Here is a 16,609-nt window from a genome sequence, read left to right on the forward strand (position 1 = left end):
AAATATTTTGATCACTAGAAACCACCGCGATTTTTAAATATGATCGCTGATTTCATGTGTTAAATTCAACCCTTTGTCTTAATTTTTTGACATCAAACTGGCAAACCCAGAAAAAAAAATAATTCTTAATTCCACAATTTATTTCAGTTGATGGAATTGGTGATATTAACGCCTGAAAAATCCTTCAAGCCGTAATTTACGGCCCTTTTTGTCAATTGAAGATTTTCAGACCAGGACAAAAACAAACAATATAACACTAAAAAAATTAATATAACTGTGAGTTTTTGATAAAATTTCTAAAATAACACAAGTAAAATTATTTGATTAAACAAAAACAACAAAAAGCGAGTAAAATATGGATATCGGTGACAAAGTACTATGTAAAATCAAATCTCTACATAAAAAATATTTTTGGGTTTCAATGCCTAATGACTATGTTGGCGTTGTTTTTTTAGATGCAAAACAACTGACAAATGGCCGAAAAATTGATAATTATTACCAAATAGGGCAACAACTTATTCTAAAAATTGAGACAATTTCTCATTTTAACAAAAAAGCATCGCTTTCAGATAGCCGTAGAGTAATTTACTACAATGAAGCCGAACATCTTTTAGAAACTCAATCAGGATTTAAAAATCTACAAAAATTATGCGAGGAGCAAATAAATTATGAGTCTAAATTTAGAAATAAAGTCAAAAATAAACCTGAATTATAGTGAATTTCAGCAAAAAGTTGCTGAAATTCACGAAAAAATTAATTCAAAATCTAGTCCTGATATTAATTTTTTAGGTTGGAATGATTTTCCTAATTCTGCTGTTAATTTTGAAGAAATCAAAAAAATGCAGCAAAAAATCCAAAAATTACATGAAGACTCTATTAATATTTTAGTTGTAATTGGAATTGGTGGTTCATATTTGGGCGCAAAAGCTGCTATTGATTTTACAGGCGGTCTTGGTCCTTTTGATAATAAACCTGAGGTTATTTTTTTAGGAAATTCGCTATCATCAACAGATTTAGCCCAAAAACTTGAATATTTAAAGACAAAAAAATTCGCAATTAATGTTATTTCCAAATCTGGTTCAACAATTGAACCAGCAGTTACATTTCAAATTTTATACCAATTTTTAGTTGATCAAGTTGGTGAAAAAGAGGCAAAAAATAGGACTTTTGTTACAACAGGTTTTAAATCTGGCGAACTTTTAGAAATAGCAAAAGCAAATAATTTTGAAACATTCGAAGTTATTGACTCAATTGGTGGCCGTTTTAGCGTTCTTTCATCAGTTGGATTTTTCCCAATGATATTTGCTGGAATTGATGTTTTTGAGGTAATTGAAGGAGCAAAACAAGCGCATAAAAGTTATTCAAAAGCGCTTGCTGAAGAAAATTTAGCCTATAAATACGCACTTTCTCGTTTTTTACTTTACAAAAATCACGACTATAAAACTGAAATTTTAGTTTCATATGAGCCATTTTTAATGTATTTTAATGAATGGTGAAAACAACTTTTTGGCGAATCTGAAGGAAAAGATTTAAAAGGAATTTTTCCAGCTTCTGCAATTTTTACTACAGATTTGCATTCACTTGGTCAATTTATTCAATCAGGAACTAAAAATTTTTTTCAAACCGTTATTTATATAAAGAAACCAAAATTTGACATTGAAATTAAAAAGTTACCAACTTTTGAAACAAAAATTAACACACTTTCAGGAAAAACCTTAAATGAAATTAATTATCAGGCATTTTTAGCAACAACATTAGCGCATTCAGAGCAAGGAAATAACCCTAATTTTGTAATTCAAGTTGAAGACAGCTCGCCAAAAACATTCGGTCATTTAGTAATGTTTTTTGAAAAAGCATGCGCAATGTCGGCTTATTTACTCGGAGTTAATCCATTTAATCAACCTGGCGTTGAAGATTACAAAAAAGAACTAGTGAAAAATTTAGGTTGATCTAAGTAATTTTTTTGCCTTTTCCCGATCTTCCCAGTTTGATGAGATAATCTTAAAAAAGTAAACCAAGACAAAAAAAGCCAACACCTTAGTGTTAACTTTTTTTGTCTTGGTTTATTCGTTGTAGGGAATATTTAGTTTTTGCTTCACTAAATTTTCCTGATTCTGATTTATTCTGATTTATCTTTAGTTATTTCGTAATATCTCTTAGCTATTTCTATTAATTCTTCTATTGTAAATTCGTTTCAATCGGGTTCAATTTGTTTTTTAGGTCCGCGACTCCTTGGCTTTCTGTTTGAACCCTTTTTATTTAACAATTGATCTTGCATACCATTATTATAGCATCGAATATTTTTTTTGATTCTTAGATCTAGATGTTTTCTGGTTATAAAATTTGTATCTGGCGAAATATCATTTATATAATTTATTGTTTGTTTCAATCCAAATTCATTGTAAATTTTATAAATCATATCAAACTCGTATTTTATAAACTGTCTTGACATTAGTATTCTCCTTTTTGTTGCATTTGAAAATTTAAAAAAGCTAACACCCAAAGTGTTAGCTTTTTTCCTGGTTTAATCACTAACAATAACTGTTGCATATTTGCGCTTTCTAGTTTTATGAAATTTTACAATTCCATCTGCAAGTGCAAATAAAGTATCATCGCCACCAATTCCAACATTTAATCCAGGGTAAATTTTAGTTCCCCTTTGACGGTAAATTATTGAACCAGTTAGCGCAAATTGTCCATCAGCGATTTTTTGACCGAGTCTACGACCTATCGAATCACGGCCATTCTTGGTAGAACCACCAGCTTTGGTCTTTGCCATTTCTAAATTATCCCTTCAATTCTGTTATTTTTACGCGGGTAAAGGGTTGTCTGTGCCCTAATTTACGTTTGTGAGTTGATTTTGGATTGTGACGGTAAACGACAATTTTTTTACCACGGCCTTGTTTTTCGACAACGCCAACTACACTTGCATTTTCAACAAAAGGAGATCCAATTTTTCCATTAATAAAAAGAACATCTGTGAAAATTACGTTTTCACCTTCGTTTTTATCAATTTTTTCAATAAAAATTGTTTGATCCTTTTCAACTAAAAGCTGTTTACCACCGGTTTTAATAATTGCAAACATAAGATGCTCCTATGAATAATCATCCTAAAGGCACTAAATACTGAAATTATTTAGATTTTAACCTTTTTGGTATGGGATGGTTTAACAAAATAAACAAAAAAATTATACCACTTTTATTAAAAAATCAAAAAAATTATTTTTTTAGTTTGCTATAATTTCACCTATGAAATCTAACCTAACTTTTGCCACCTTTTTAGAACAAGAAACAAAAAAAACTTATTTCCAACAGCTTGAAAAAATACTAGAAGTTGAATACAAAAATTACCAAATATACCCGCAAAAACAAGATTTATTTCGCGCCATCGAGCTAACAAGTCTTGAAAATTTAAAAATAGTAATTGTCGGCCAAGACCCTTATCATCAAAAAGGACAAGCAGATGGACTTGCTTTTTCCAGTCGTGCCAAAATTTTACCACCATCGCTTAAAAATCTTTTTTCTGAAATAAAAAAATCATATCCAAACTTTTCAAAAACAGATGGAAATCTCCAAAATTGAGCAAAACAAGGCGTTCTTTTGCTAAATACAGTTCTTTCTGTCAGAGAATCAAGTCCTAATTCACATGAAAAAATAGGATGACAAACTTTTAGTCTTAATTTAATAAATTTTATAGTGGCCAACAAAAAAGACGTTGTCTTTTTAATTTTAGGTCAAAAAGCTAAAACTTGCCTTAAAAATGTGAACTTTTCTGCTCAAAAAGTGTTTTTTTATTCACATCCTTCGCCCTTAGGTTTTTGAAGGTCGCTTGAGAATTCAAGAGTTTTTGGAAAAATGAATGATTTTTTAAAACTAAAAAATAAAGAGCAAATTAATTGGAATTTATAGAAAAAAGTGTATAATTTTATATCAAAAACGTTTAAAGGAATTTGTTATGCAGATATTAGAAAAATTAAAAAAATATTGCGATATTGATGGGATGTCCCGTTATGAGGACGAAATTGTTGCTGAATTAAAAAGATCAACTGCTGATCTTGATTTAAGTTATTCTCGTGATGGTTTTGGCTCATTAATTATGCAACAAAAAAAGCAAAATTCTGGACCTAAAATAGTTGTTGCAGCACATATGGATGAGGTTGGTTTCATTGTTTTAGATATTACCGAAAAAGGTTATATAAAAGTAAAATCTGTTGGTGGTATTTGAGGAAATGCTGTAATTGGTGCTAAATTTAAGTTAATAAATTCTTTAGGTCAAGAATTTTACGGTGTTGCTGGTCATACTTCTATTCACATTATGGAACGCAGCAAAATTGAAAAAGCCTTGATGGTAAAAGATCTTTACTTTGATTTTGGCTTTAGATCAAAAAAAGAAGCCCAAGATCTTTCAGTTGAAATAGGAAACAGAATTTACTTTAGCAATCCTAGTTTTTTGATGCATAATCAAGATTATTTTGCATCAAAAGCGATAGATAACCGTGCTGGAGTTGTTGTAATTGACGAACTTGCTCATCGTTTGCATAATAAAAATTTAAAATCTAACCCAATTTTAGTAGGAACTGTCCAAGAAGAAGTTGGTTCACGTGGTGCAAAAATGGTTGCAAAAATGATTAATGCTGATGTTGCTTTTGCAATTGATACAGGTGCTGCGCACGATACCGAGGATGCAATCCCTGGTGTGCAAAAATTAGGCGCCGGAGTTGCTATTGACATTGCAGATGGTGGCGCATTAATGGATCCAAGACTTGTAGACATTATTTTTCGAATTGCCAAAGAAAGAAACATACCGATTTACCGATATGTTTCTCAAGGTGGAGGGACTGATGCAGAAGAGCTTCAATATTCTGGATACGGAACTCCTACAGTTAGCATCTCAATTCCGCAGCGCTATTTACATTCAACATATGGCCTAATTAGTATTTCTGACATTAAAGCTGCAACTGATTTAATTGAGGCTTTTATTTTAGAATTTGGCCAAGAAGAAAATGAACAATTAATTTATAAGTAATAGTTTAAAATTCTTTTTGTTATATTTAAAATTTAATAGTAATTAAGCTAATAAATAAAATAAATTGGTTGTTTTAGTGCTTTTTCTGCTTCTGCTTTAGCAAGTTTTGAATCATCTCATTTTACAGTATGACCGTCACTTTTAATTTCGCCGGATCCTGTTGTAAAAGTTCGATAAACAGCCGCAGCTCCTAATAAAGCAGGTGCTATTTTTCCAACCGCAGTTGCTATGTTTGAAATAACAGCAAAAGCACCAGCTCCGCCAGTTTCATGTTTATCTTTTTCGCTTAATTTAACGAAATTTTGGTTTGGTTGTTTTTTCATTTTTTGTATCTCCTTTCGTTCAAAATTAGTCAAAAGGCCAAAATATATCTAAAAAAGGAAAAATTTAGGAAAAAAGTGCAAGTTTTCACATTATCCCGCGATGAAGCATCAAAAATTATTATAAATCCAAAATTTTTGCAAGGAAAAATTTTGGATTTATCATCCTTTAATTTTCAAGAAATTGATGATTTTGCTTTTTCAGGAATGAATTTAGAAATAAAAAAACTAATTTTGCCAAATTCACTTTTAAAAATTGGCGAGTCTGCTTTCATGTTAAATAAAATTGAGGAAGTAGTTTTTGGCCCAAATGTTGAAATTATTTTAGACTCAGCTTTTGAATCTAATATAATAAGGAATATTAAAATTCCTGAAAAAGTAACTACATTAAATAGCTCAGTTTTTGCAGGTAATCAAATTGAAAACCTTGTAATTCCTGAATGAGTTAGCCAAATTAAATCTGATTCATTTGCTGATAATGCAATCCAAACCATTAAATTTAATTCGAATAAAATTAATGTTGATATTTACTCTTTTGTTGGAAACTCACCAAAAAAAATTGATATTTTTGGTGAGTTTTCTTTTAAAAATGAAAGTAAGTTGTTGAATTTCTATAAAGTTAAACTGGATTTTTTCAAAAATTTTGACAAATTTGAAAATAACTTCAAAATTATTGTTGACAATTTTGAAGTTAGCCAAATTTTCTTATCGTTCAATTGAGAAAATTTAGAGACTATAAACTTAATTTCGCCTCATTTTCAAACTGAAAAAGAGCTTGAAATTTTTATTAATAAGTCAAGAATAGATAAAAATCTTCATTTTGAAGGTTCAGGGCCTGATTTTTTGAAAAAAATATTAAAAATTTGCTAATATTTTTTAGTTTAATATTATAATTATAAATAATTTTTTATATATTTTCAACAATTTGAAAACTAAAAACAAGGACACAAACAAAAATCATGAATGCAATGAAAAATTATATTTCAAAAAGAACGAAAATAATTGCAACAATCGGCCCATCGACCCAAGATTATGAGGTTTTAAAAAAATTAGTTTTGGCTGGAGTTAGTGTAATTCGCGCTAATTTTTCTCACGGAACATACGAAGAACAGCGTCAAAAATTCGAAAATGCTCGCAAAGCTTCTGAAGAACTTCAAATTCCGATTTCAATTATGCTTGACACAAAAGGGCCTGAAATCCGTGTAGGTAAAATTCTTAATGGTTCGCAAAAAATTCTGGCAAATCAACACTTAACTGTCCTAACTGATAAAGATTCTTACGAAAATTTTGAAGGAACTGACCAAATAATAACTGTTTCACACGAAATTGATAAAGACTTAAAAGTTGGCGATAGAGTTCTTTTTGATGATGGTAAATTACAATCAGAAGTTGTTGAAATTGAAGATGGAAAAGTTGTTGTAAAGACAAAAAATTCTCACATTTTAAAACCAAATAAGCGCCTAAATATGCCTGGTGTTCCTTTTTCATTACCTTTTTTATCTCAAAAAGATATTAACGACGTGCTTTTTGGCATTTCAGAAAATATTAATTATGTTGCTGCATCCTTTGTAAATTCAGCAGAAAATGTCAAAGAATTACGTAAACTTTTAGATGAAAACGGTGGTTCTCATATTCAAATAATTTCAAAAATCGAATCAACATTAGGTCTTGAAAATATCGATGAAATCATCGAGTTATCTGATGGAATTATGGTAGCCCGTGGTGATTTAGGTCTTGAAGTTCCTTATGAAGAAGTCCCATATCAACAAAAAAGAATAATTAGAAAATGTCGCTTTGCAGGCAAAACTGTTGTTGTGGCAACACAAATGCTTGATTCAATGGAAAAATCTTCTCAACCAACTCGTGCTGAGGTTTCTGATGTTTATTGAGCAACTGAATTAGGTGCTGATGCGACAATGTTATCAGGCGAATCAGCTCAAGGACAATTTCCAATTGAGTCAGTTCAGGTTATGTCCGTAATTAATAAAAGAGCAGAAAAAGAGTTCTATAATAAGCTTTTTTATACAAAACAGTTGGCAGTAATTACCAAAAACTCAAAAGGTCCTCGAGCAAAAATTGCTCACAAATTAGCTCACCTTGCTTATGAAAATGAAATAAAATATACTGTTGTTCTATCAAGAACCGGTGAACTTTTAAAAGCAATAGCTAAGTTTCGTCCAAATACCGCCGTTATTGGTGTTGTAAACAATGAAAAATTAATTTCAGGATTTGGAATAACATCTTCAGTTTTTGTTTCAATTAATTCTATTTCCGAATTTAACGCAATAAAAAGCGATTTTAATTTAGCACGTAATGTTTTAAAACCTTTTGGAGCTGAAAAGGGAGACACCTTTTTAGTTGTTGAAAACGAAAAAATGGTGCAATTTGTTTATTAATTTTTAAATTTTTAAAAATTTGCTTTTAAAAATTTAAAAATTAAGTATAATTATAATGCAAATTTTTATTTGCAGAAAGTAGATTTGCTCTCACCTGAAGATCGCAAGATCTTGGGTTTACCTAGCAAACAAAGATTATTATTTTTTTGTTTAAATTATAATTTAATACTTTTTAAGATTTTTTGTATAAACATAGTAAAAACCATTGAAAATGGAGATAAATTTAAATTTTGAATCCTAAAAATCTTTTTCAAAGAAAGCCACAACAAGATCACCAAATTAACGAAAATATTATGTTTCCTAACGTTTTTTTAGTAGGATCTGACAACGAAAAAATTGGAAAAACTCCGACTAAAGAAGCGCTTGAACTTGCAAAATCCAAAGGACTTGACTTAGTTTTAATTTCAATTAAAGAAGTAAAAACTAAAGATGAAAAAGTTCAAAAAGTTCCAATAGCAAAAATTCTTGATTATGGTAAGTTTCGATACGACATAAAAAAGAAAAAAAAGGAAGAAAAGGAAAAGCAATCCTTTACTAATAACCGTGAAATACGAGTTAGTTTTAATATTAACAAGCAAGATATTCTTGTAAAATCAAAAAAAGCTAGAGAGTTCATTCTTGATGGCGACCGTGTGAAAATTGCTCTTCGTTTTCGTGGTCGTGAAATTACCCGAATCGATCAAGGTAAAATAACACTTGAGATATTTTTTGATCAGTTGAAATACATTGCAAAAAAAAGCAAGGAAATTTCGCAAAACGGTAATTTTTTAGTTATGCATCTTGAACGTGATCGCAAAAAACTACCTAAATTCACTTCTTCAAAACAGCTAAAAGAACTTTTAGAATACGAAGAAATTCAAAATAAGGAAAAAAATGCCTAAAATCAAATTAAAAACAAAGTCAGCATTGAAAAAAAGAATTAAGGTTACTGCAACCGGAAAAATTAAACACGGACATGCATATCGCTCACATTTAGCGCAAAATAAAACTACAAAACAAAAGCGCCAATCAAGAAAAGCTACTTTAATCGATCCTTCAGATTACAAAAGAATAAAAAAACTAATTTAATTAATTCAAAGAATTCACTAAATTTTTTGAAACTACATTATATAAAAGGAGAAATTTTATTATGAGAGTCAAAGGTGGAAGTGTAACGCGCCAGCGTCGCCGTCGTTGATTAAAATTAGCAAAAGGTTATTGAGGACATAAATCAATCGGATTTAAAGTTGCAAAACAAGCAGTAATTAAATCTTGAACCTATGCTTTTCGTGATCGAAAACAGCGTAAACGTGAATTTCGAAAATTATGAATTAGTAGAATAAATGCTGCAGCACGTGACCAAGGAATTTCATATTCACAATTAATGCATAAAATCAAACTTGCAAACATTGAAATTAATCGTAAAATGCTTGCTGAAATGGCAATTAATCGCAAAACTGAATTTGATAATATCATCAAAATTGCTTTAGAAAAAGGTCGAAAATAATCCCTTTCTTATTACAGGAGGAAAAAAATGGCAAGAAAAGACCCAATTTCACAACGTGGACCGATGAGCGGAAATAACCGTTCTCACGCCCTAAATGCAACAAAACGTAAATTTAATTTAAATTTACAACAAATAGTACTAAAAACTGCCTCAGGGCAAAAAGTTCGTATTAAAGTTTCAGCTAAAACTAAAAAAACCTTACAAAAATGAGGTAAAATTTAAAATCTGAAATTTTAATAAATTAAAAAATCACCTTAAAAAATAAAGAAAAATACATTAATTTAGACGCATCAAAAAGGTGTGTCTATTTTTTTTATTAATTTATTTTAAATTGTGGTTTATACTTTTTAAAATTAGTAAATTATGTTAAAATTAATTTAATAATTTTATATATTTCAAACAAATTTAAAGCACATTTAGTATAATTGATATAATTCAAATTGCAACTTGAAATTTGTATAAAAATAGAGGCTACCAATTTAATTAGACAATGTTTAAGAAAGAAAGTTTAGAAAAATTTTTTAATTTAAAATTCAACAATTGAATTTTATTTATCCCATTTTTTGGCACTAACACCTATTATAAATTATTCGATTTACTTGTAGAATACAACAGTTTTGAGTGGATTTTATACTATAAAACCAGACTAATTTCACGACTTTTCTATTTAATTCTTCATTTATTTTCAATCATTTTGACCATTTTATTATTTTTGTTAATTTTTGTTTACAGAGTTCATTTTTTTTCTTTTGGTGAAAATTTTATTTTTAGCCTTGAAAATAAACATAATTATTTTTATGACTATAATATTTGATTTCCGAATATTGTGAATGTTACGATATATTCTTTCATTGCATTTTTTGGATTCTTTTTAAATGCTTTTTGAGCAAAATTTGTTATTTACTTTTTTAAGAAATTTTTATACTGAAAATACGATTTGAAAAATAAAACCACAACCTTTGAATTTTTAGAAAATTTTAATTTAGAATCTTTTGTAAATTCTGTTCTTGTTGACACTGAAAATTGTAAAAAAAAGAGGAAGAAATCAAGAAAAATTTGTTGAAAATATAAACATAACTACCCAATAATAATTAGTCTTTTCATAGAAGCAATTGACTCCCCTAAGTATACTAGACGTTCTTTTAAATATCGTAATATTAAATTAAGGAACCGCAAGGAAATTAGTGAATTTGACTGGGTTGTAGCTGAGATGCAGAACTATTATTGATTTTATACATTTATTTTTGCTTCAATTTTTAATAAAAATGAAAAAAATTTTAACAGAAAAAAGTTTTTCTATTACTTATTGAAAATTTTATTTTTTTATATTTTATCAATTTGAATTCTTCTTTTTTCAACAATTTTTCTATGCTTTAATCATTTTCTTCTTGATGAACCAACATTTTGGTTAAAAATTTCAACATTAGTAACTGTTATTGTTCCCATTTTTCTACTACCTATTATCCTAGAACCTATATTTATTGAGTGGTCATATCGCCGCATCAAAAAGCGATTTTTTGAAGCTAATCTAATTAAGTCTAAAAAACAAGATTCAATATAACTGTTTCTTAAGGCCATTATCTAAATACCCTAAATTAGTGTAAAAAATTAAGATTATTGCTTTTTATCTATGATTTTAATTGTATTGTTTTAGTTAATTTTCCAGCATTTTATTCCTGAGTTTGGCAGTTTGGTGGCAAAAATTCACTTTTTATTGGATACAAATATGCAAAAATACCCGTAAATCCGGGTTTTTTACGCTTAAATCTTGATTTTAATATTTTAAAATCAACCCTTTGCTAAAAAAAAAAAAAAAAAATGTTTGGTCTAAAAAAAATTTCTGTTATAATAAACCTCACTAAGAATAATTAATAAATTTTAATATTGAATTAAGGGGGAATTAGTTATGTTTTTTGCATAGAAAAATCAGAAAATGCGAATTTTCCATTATATTTTTAAATATGATGGAATTCCATAAATTTAACCGTTTAGAAATCTATAAATTTATGGCTTTTAATTGTTGTTCTTTCAAAACTTCATATATTTTTTTAGGCTCAATTTAAATAAAAACGAGTTTTCTATTTACATTGAGTTTAAATAGTAGTTGTATTTTTTTATGATTTTTGTCAGTGTTTTAAACTAAAAAAGTAGTTTAAAAATTTCATAATTTTGCTTTTTAAGTTAAAATTTTAGCTTTTTTAGTTTGATTAATAAGTAGATTTTTCTTTCGTGATGATTAGATTAAAATTCAGTGTTTTTGCTTTGGCAGTTATTTTTCCTGAGTTTGCCAGTTTGATAACAAAAATTAAGACAAGGAGAGAATTTAAGACTTTAAATCAGCGTCTAAATTACACTATAAAATGGAAATTAGGACTTTAAAGTCTTTTGATTGTGCAATTTTAATCCACTTAAATTTTTTTCAACTGTGAATTTCTTAGTGATTTGTCTAAAATTGATAGACTAATTTGTCTCTTTTTTAATTAAAGTAACAAAACTTATTTCGTCTTCACCTTTGAGTTTAATTAATTTTACCCCTTTTGTCCTACGACTAATTATTGGAACGCTATCAAGATCAATTCTAATTGCAAAACCTCTTTTAGTGATAATTATTGCTTCCTGATCTGGCCCAATTGTGCCGACAAAAATAAGATCGCCAGCCTTTTCGTCGTCTAGACCTTTTAGTCCTTTAGTTGCTCTTCCGGTTAGTCGATATTCTTCAACAGGAGTTTTTTTCCCATAACCATGTTTGCTTAAATTAAAGACAAAATCATTGCCAAAAGTGTAACAAGCGCCAACTATTTTGTGTCCTTCTTCAAGAGCGATTCCTTTAACACCGATTGAAGCCCGACCGGTATTTCGTAATAATTTAATTGGTCAACGATTTACAAGTCCTTGCGATGAGGCTAAAATAATATTGATTTCAGAACTTGCTGGCACAATAAAGGCTGATTTTAAATAATCTCCCTCAACAAGTTTTAAAGCGATTTTTCCATTTTTTGGAATATAACTAAACTCTGAAAGTTCCGTTTTTTTAATATAACCAAAAGCAGAAACTGTGATAAGCCAATGATCATTGTATTGCTGGTTTCAAGGAATTAAAGCACTAATATTTTCATCTTTTTGTACTTGTACAAGATTTAAAAAAGGGAGACCTTTTCCTTGTTTTGAACTATCAGGAATTTGGTAAGCCCGAAGTTTGAAAATTTTAGCCCGTGAAGAAATAATTAAAAGATCGCTGTGGGTGTTTGTAATGCAAACAGATTTTAGCTCGTCATCTTTGTATAAATTTGAAACTGAAGCACCAAAGCCACCACGATTTTGTAGACGATATTCTTCTAAATTTAACCTTTTTACATAGTTATTTTGTGTCAGAGAAATAATTACTTTTTCATTAGGGATAAAATCTTCTTCATTAAGTCGTATAATTTCGGTAATAATTTCAGATCTTCGTGGATCACTGAATTGTTCAGCGGTTGCTTTGTGTTGGGTAATAATTAATTCAATTAGTTTTTCAGGTGATTCAATTATTGACTTAATCTCATCAATTTCGATTTTTAGACTTTCAATGTCACTAATTAATTTTTCGATTGCCAAACTAGTTAGCCGACCAAGACGCATGTCAATTATTGCTTTTGTCTGGACAGGATTTAAATTATAAGTTTGGGCTAATCTTTCTTGAGCAATTTGGTCTGAACTTGAAGATTTTATGATCGCAATTACATTGTCAATATTTTCAATAGCAATTTTTAAACCGCTTAAAATATTAAGTCTTTCGCTAGCTTTTTCCAGGTCAAAGTTCAGCGCGCGAAGATTAATTTCTTTTTGGTGTTCAAGATAATGAGTTAAAATTTCCTTTAAATTCATTAATTTTGGCACACCTTTTACAAGCGCAAGCATGTTTATTGAATAACTAATTTGTAAATCGGTGCTGTGATAAAGTTTATTTAAAATAACTTCAGGATTAAATCCTTTTTTAATATCAAAAACAACACGAATTCCGTGACGAGTACTTTCATCACGAATATCTTTAATTCCAAGAATTTTCTTATTTTTTACTAAAAAAGCAACCTTTTCGATAATAGAAGGTTTTTTAACTTCATAAGGAATTTCGTAAAAAATAATTCGTGATCTACCTGAGTTTAAATATTCAATTTTTGCTTTTGATCTAATTCAAAAAGTACCTTTTCCGGTTAAATATGCTTGATTTATCCCTTTTTTTCCCGAAATTATGGCACCTGTTGGAAAATCTGGACCAGGAAGAGTCTCAATTAATTCATTAATGTCAATATTTGGATTTCTTGCAAAAGTAATGAAAGTTTCAATAATTTCGCCTAAGTTGTGCGGTGGAATTTTGGTGGTCATCCCAACAGCAATTCCAGAAACCCCTGAAACTAATAAATTTGGAAATCGTGCTGGCAAAATTTCAGGTTCCATTTCACTTGCATCATAATTAGGTCTGAAATTTACAGTATTTTTTTTAATACCTTCAATCATTTTATTAGAAATTTTTGACAATCGCGCCTCAGTGTAACGCATTGCGGCAGCTTCATCGCCATCAATTGAACCAAAATTACCGTGTCCATCGATAAGCGGGTAGCGTAGTGAAAAAGGTTGAGCCATTCGAACCATTGAATCATAAACAGAAGCATCACCATGTGGGTGATATTTTCCAAGAACATCACCGACAATTCTAGCTGATTTTTTATAACTAGTTCCTGAAGTTATTCCAAGTTCGCTCATTGTATATAAAATTCGTCTATGAACCGGCTTTAGTCCATCACGAACATCAGGTAGAGCTCTTGAAACAATAACTGACATTGAATAATCAAGAAATGAAACTTTCATTTCATCTTCGATTTTAATTGGAACAATATTGTCAGTTACTGTTTCTAAAATTGTTGGTTTAACTTCGTAAATTTGGTCTGAGTCGTCCGATTTGTCATCTTCACTATTTAAGCTAGAATCAATTTCCTTGATTTCTTCGTTATCTTTATGGTTTTTATTGTCCTCAATCATATATTTCCTTTAAAAACAATACTAATTTTAAAATTATACCATAATTTGCGGCTTTTTTTGAATTTTTGGCTGAAAAACTTCGAAATTTTTTTAATTATGTATGCCAACATAATTAAAAAAATATTTTTGTTTAAATAATAATTAATTTAGTTTTGATGTTGAAAATAATTTGTGGGAAAATTTGAAATTAAAACCTTAGATAAAAACAGGGATCAACTAAAAAAGTGTTGTAAAATACGGGATTTTATAAAAAAACCAAAACTTTAATAGTTAAATTTTTTGCCTTAATAATTAAAAAAAAATACTTAAAAAATAAAAAAACGAGCTTTGTAAGGCTCGAAATTTTCTAAAAATTTGCAAAAAGACTTGTTAAATTAAGTTATGCCTTTTAAAAATTAGTGTTGGTGAAGTGTTAAAAGAATTAGGGCAAAAACAATTCCGGCCGCAAAAAGAATAAGGGAAATATGCCATTGTTTTGAGGAATTATTCCTGAGGTGAATAAATTCAGGAACTAATTCGATTATTACCACAAAACTCAAAATTGCTCCACCTGAAACATTGAAAAATGGAATTAGTCAACCAGTTTGAATGAAAAATCTATTCAAAAAAGCGCCTATTACAATAATTGGAATTAAAATTAGCGTTGTAATTAAGTTGTAAATTACGGACTTTTTAATACTTTGACCATATTGAACTTGCCGATAATGAATAATTAAAATTTCAATTAACATATGAGCGACAAAAGTTCCAATTAAATATCAATTAACTTCTTCTCCTGCAGTTACCCTGGCAATGACAGATCCTAGTATAAATCCATCAATTGTTCGGTGTGAAAGTAGAAGTAAAATTGCAAGTCAAGCAGATTTTGGACTATCAATGTCAGAAAAATTTACAATATGATCGCTATGATCGTGCTGTTTGTGATCCAGATGCAAATCTCTTTTAAAAATGCGAATAAAAAATCAACGCGCAATAAAAACACTTGTTAGACCTAAAATCGAACCACCGCCAATTATTAGAATTTTAAATAAATTTTCTAGATCACCATAGCTATGAGCGAAATTTTCAGCACCATTAAACCCTTCTTGCATAAGTCCAACTGTTGCAACCATCAACAAGAGACCGGTGCTAAGTGAATAGAGATAAATATTTGACGTTCGCTTAATTCGCGGTTTAACAATTGCAATCAAAAATACTATTAAAACCGGAACTGCTAGAATAATTAAAAGGAAAATTAGTAAATTTACGGTAAGGGAAAGATAAAAATCCGGATTTTGGTAAAAAATTGTTAATACCTTCTCTCTACATAAAAATAAATACTAAATTTTACAAGATAAATATTTTTTTTAACTAAAAAATATTAAAAAAAAATTAAAAATTAAAAAATGCCGTAGATCACGGCACTTTTTATATTATTTTTCTATATTTTATTGGAGGTTGCAATTAGGTATGGTGGCTCCGACAGGAATCGAACCAGTGACACACGGTGCTTCAAACCGTTGCTCTACCTACTGAGCTACGGAGCCATGGCGGTCTAGACGGGGATCGAACCCGCGATCTCCTCCGTGACAGAGAGGCGTATTAACCACTTTACTACTAGACCTTGGTTGCGGAGGTAGGAATCGAACCTACGGCCTTTGGGTTATGAGCCCAACGAGCTACCTCTGCTCTACTCCGCTGTGTTAAGAAATTTTTAAAATAAATGGCGGGCAATGAGGGATTCGAACCCCCGCGGGCTTTCACACCCCTGCCAGTTTTCAAGACTAGTCCCTTCAGCCACTTGGGTAATTGCCCATTTTGGTGGATCTAACTGGATTCGAACCAATGACCAACCGGTTATGAGCCGGATGCTCTAACCGCTGAGCTATAGATCCAGGCGATTTTGTTATATATTATATGAAAATTGGTGGCTCCAAGGAGATTCGAACTCATGACCTTCCGGGTATGAACCGGACGCTCTAACCAACTGAGCTATAGAGCCAATGGTGGAGAGGAAGGGAGTCGAACCCTCTACCTCCTGCGTGCAAAACAGGCGCTCTAGCCAGATGAGCTACCCCCCCAAATGGTGAAGAAGACAGGATTTGAACCTGCGACCACTACGTCCCAAACGTAGCGCTCTGCCAAGCTGAGCTACTTCTCCAATTAATAATTATACACTATTTTTTGAAAAAGCAAAATTTTTTTTATTATTTTTTTTATTTTTAAGAATAAAAAAATGGCGATCACGAGAGGATTCGAACCTCTGACCACAAGCTTAGAAGGCTCGTGCTCTATCCTACTGAGCTACGTGACCACAATTTAGTATTATACCACTTTTTTAATAAAAAGATTTATAATTTATTGTATGAAAATAAATTGATTTCCA

The 16,609-nt window shown here is 29.9% G+C and carries 17 protein-coding genes and 9 tRNA genes; 10 read left to right on the plus strand and 16 right to left on the minus strand.

From position 1 onward, the window contains the following. The first annotated feature begins 421 nt into the window (after window positions 1-421). Together U3G01_RS00360 and U3G01_RS00365 are read left to right on the plus strand one after the other, a co-directional pair. Window positions 422-715: a hypothetical protein gene (locus tag U3G01_RS00360; protein WP_141557552.1), complete on the plus strand. Its 294-nt coding sequence runs from the start codon at window positions 422-424 to the stop codon at window positions 713-715. Then, window positions 669-1,958, plus strand: coding sequence for a glucose-6-phosphate isomerase (locus tag U3G01_RS00365; RefSeq protein WP_255030860.1), 1,290 nt, complete (start codon window positions 669-671; stop codon window positions 1,956-1,958). Before U3G01_RS00360 ends, U3G01_RS00365 begins: the two co-directional genes overlap by 47 nt. Window positions 1,959-2,119: 161 nt before the next feature. Here U3G01_RS00365 and U3G01_RS00370 read toward each other — a convergent pair whose 3' ends face one another. The 3 genes from U3G01_RS00370 to rplU form a co-directional block, all read right to left on the minus strand. Further along, window positions 2,120-2,452: a transposase gene (locus tag U3G01_RS00370; RefSeq protein ID WP_255030861.1), complete on the minus strand. Its 333-nt coding sequence runs from the start codon at window positions 2,450-2,452 to the stop codon at window positions 2,120-2,122. A gap of 72 nt (window positions 2,453-2,524) precedes the next feature. Further along, entirely contained in the window at window positions 2,525-2,779 is a 255-nt protein-coding gene (gene rpmA / locus U3G01_RS00375; protein WP_010321253.1) for a 50S ribosomal protein L27, read from the minus strand. Between the two features lie 7 nt (window positions 2,780-2,786). Continuing rightward, on the minus strand, window positions 2,787-3,086 hold the full coding sequence (rplU, locus tag U3G01_RS00380) for a 50S ribosomal protein L21 (RefSeq protein ID WP_255030862.1): 300 nt from the start codon (window positions 3,084-3,086) through the stop codon (window positions 2,787-2,789). Window positions 3,087-3,249: 163 nt separating this feature from the next. Between rplU and U3G01_RS00385 the strand changes: the two genes are divergently transcribed. Together U3G01_RS00385 and U3G01_RS00390 are read left to right on the plus strand one after the other, a co-directional pair. Beyond that, window positions 3,250-3,909, plus strand: a complete 660-nt coding sequence (locus U3G01_RS00385; RefSeq protein ID WP_255030863.1) for a uracil-DNA glycosylase — start codon at window positions 3,250-3,252, stop codon at window positions 3,907-3,909. 46 nt (window positions 3,910-3,955) lie between these two features. Continuing rightward, window positions 3,956-5,026: a M42 family metallopeptidase gene (locus U3G01_RS00390; RefSeq protein ID WP_255030864.1), complete on the plus strand. Its 1,071-nt coding sequence runs from the start codon at window positions 3,956-3,958 to the stop codon at window positions 5,024-5,026. Window positions 5,027-5,073: 47 nt separating this feature from the next. On the opposite strand, the gene U3G01_RS00395 is transcribed toward U3G01_RS00390, so the two are convergent. Further along, the gene (locus U3G01_RS00395; protein WP_010321257.1) at window positions 5,074-5,349 is read right to left on the minus strand and encodes a hypothetical protein; all 276 of its coding nucleotides are present in this window, start codon (window positions 5,347-5,349) and stop codon (window positions 5,074-5,076) included. Window positions 5,350-5,424: 75 nt separating this feature from the next. Between U3G01_RS00395 and U3G01_RS00400 the strand changes: the two genes are divergently transcribed. From U3G01_RS00400 to rpmB, 6 genes are all read left to right on the plus strand, one after another. After that, on the plus strand, window positions 5,425-6,216 hold the full coding sequence (locus U3G01_RS00400) for a leucine-rich repeat domain-containing protein (protein WP_255030865.1): 792 nt from the start codon (window positions 5,425-5,427) through the stop codon (window positions 6,214-6,216). Between the two features lie 89 nt (window positions 6,217-6,305). Continuing rightward, window positions 6,306-7,742 (plus strand): pyruvate kinase, encoded by a 1,437-nt coding sequence (gene pyk / locus U3G01_RS00405; RefSeq protein WP_255030867.1) that lies wholly within the window; start codon window positions 6,306-6,308, stop codon window positions 7,740-7,742. Window positions 7,743-7,972: 230 nt separating this feature from the next. Continuing rightward, window positions 7,973-8,623 (plus strand): translation initiation factor IF-3, encoded by a 651-nt coding sequence (gene infC / locus U3G01_RS00410; protein WP_010321260.1) that lies wholly within the window; start codon window positions 7,973-7,975, stop codon window positions 8,621-8,623. Next, on the plus strand, window positions 8,616-8,810 hold the full coding sequence (rpmI, locus tag U3G01_RS00415) for a 50S ribosomal protein L35 (RefSeq protein WP_010321261.1): 195 nt from the start codon (window positions 8,616-8,618) through the stop codon (window positions 8,808-8,810). Before infC ends, rpmI begins: the two co-directional genes overlap by 8 nt. Window positions 8,811-8,871: 61 nt before the next feature. Next, the gene (gene rplT, locus U3G01_RS00420) at window positions 8,872-9,228 is read left to right on the plus strand and encodes a 50S ribosomal protein L20 (protein WP_069096580.1); all 357 of its coding nucleotides are present in this window, start codon (window positions 8,872-8,874) and stop codon (window positions 9,226-9,228) included. A gap of 27 nt (window positions 9,229-9,255) precedes the next feature. Then, on the plus strand, window positions 9,256-9,450 hold the full coding sequence (rpmB, locus tag U3G01_RS00425) for a 50S ribosomal protein L28 (RefSeq protein ID WP_010321263.1): 195 nt from the start codon (window positions 9,256-9,258) through the stop codon (window positions 9,448-9,450). 1,101 nt (window positions 9,451-10,551) lie between these two features. Here the strand turns inward: rpmB and U3G01_RS00430 are convergent. From U3G01_RS00430 to U3G01_RS00485, 12 genes are all read right to left on the minus strand, one after another. Continuing rightward, a complete protein-coding gene (locus U3G01_RS00430) occupies window positions 10,552-10,674 on the minus strand; it encodes a hypothetical protein (RefSeq protein WP_282861333.1) in 123 nt (40 codons plus the stop codon). A 1,014-nt stretch (window positions 10,675-11,688) separates the two neighbouring features. After that, complete coding sequence (gene gyrA, locus U3G01_RS00435) at window positions 11,689-14,244, minus strand: DNA gyrase subunit A (protein WP_069097374.1); 2,556 nt, start codon at window positions 14,242-14,244, stop codon at window positions 11,689-11,691. Window positions 14,245-14,639: 395 nt separating this feature from the next. Next, a complete protein-coding gene (locus tag U3G01_RS00440; protein WP_010321266.1) occupies window positions 14,640-15,356 on the minus strand; it encodes a hypothetical protein in 717 nt (238 codons plus the stop codon). 338 nt (window positions 15,357-15,694) lie between these two features. Next, window positions 15,695-15,770: transfer RNA gene (locus tag U3G01_RS00445), tRNA-Phe, on the minus strand. 1 nt (window position 15,771) lies between these two features. Next, a tRNA-Asp gene (locus U3G01_RS00450) sits at window positions 15,772-15,847 on the minus strand. Between the two features lies 1 nt (window position 15,848). After that, a tRNA-Met gene (locus U3G01_RS00455) sits at window positions 15,849-15,923 on the minus strand. A gap of 24 nt (window positions 15,924-15,947) precedes the next feature. Next, window positions 15,948-16,038, minus strand: a tRNA-Ser gene (locus tag U3G01_RS00460). Between the two features lie 4 nt (window positions 16,039-16,042). Next, window positions 16,043-16,118: transfer RNA gene (locus U3G01_RS00465), tRNA-Ile, on the minus strand. A 30-nt stretch (window positions 16,119-16,148) separates the two neighbouring features. Further along, a tRNA-Met gene (locus U3G01_RS00470) sits at window positions 16,149-16,225 on the minus strand. Window positions 16,226-16,227: 2 nt separating this feature from the next. After that, window positions 16,228-16,304: transfer RNA gene (locus U3G01_RS00475), tRNA-Ala, on the minus strand. Between the two features lie 3 nt (window positions 16,305-16,307). Then, window positions 16,308-16,384: transfer RNA gene (locus tag U3G01_RS00480), tRNA-Pro, on the minus strand. A gap of 76 nt (window positions 16,385-16,460) precedes the next feature. Next, a tRNA-Arg gene (locus U3G01_RS00485) sits at window positions 16,461-16,537 on the minus strand. Window positions 16,538-16,609 lie beyond the last annotated feature (72 nt).

It is taken from the genome of Mesomycoplasma ovipneumoniae, assembly GCF_035918255.1.
GTDB classification, from domain to species: Bacteria; Bacillota_I; Bacilli_A; order Mycoplasmatales; family Metamycoplasmataceae; genus Mesomycoplasma; species Mesomycoplasma ovipneumoniae_A.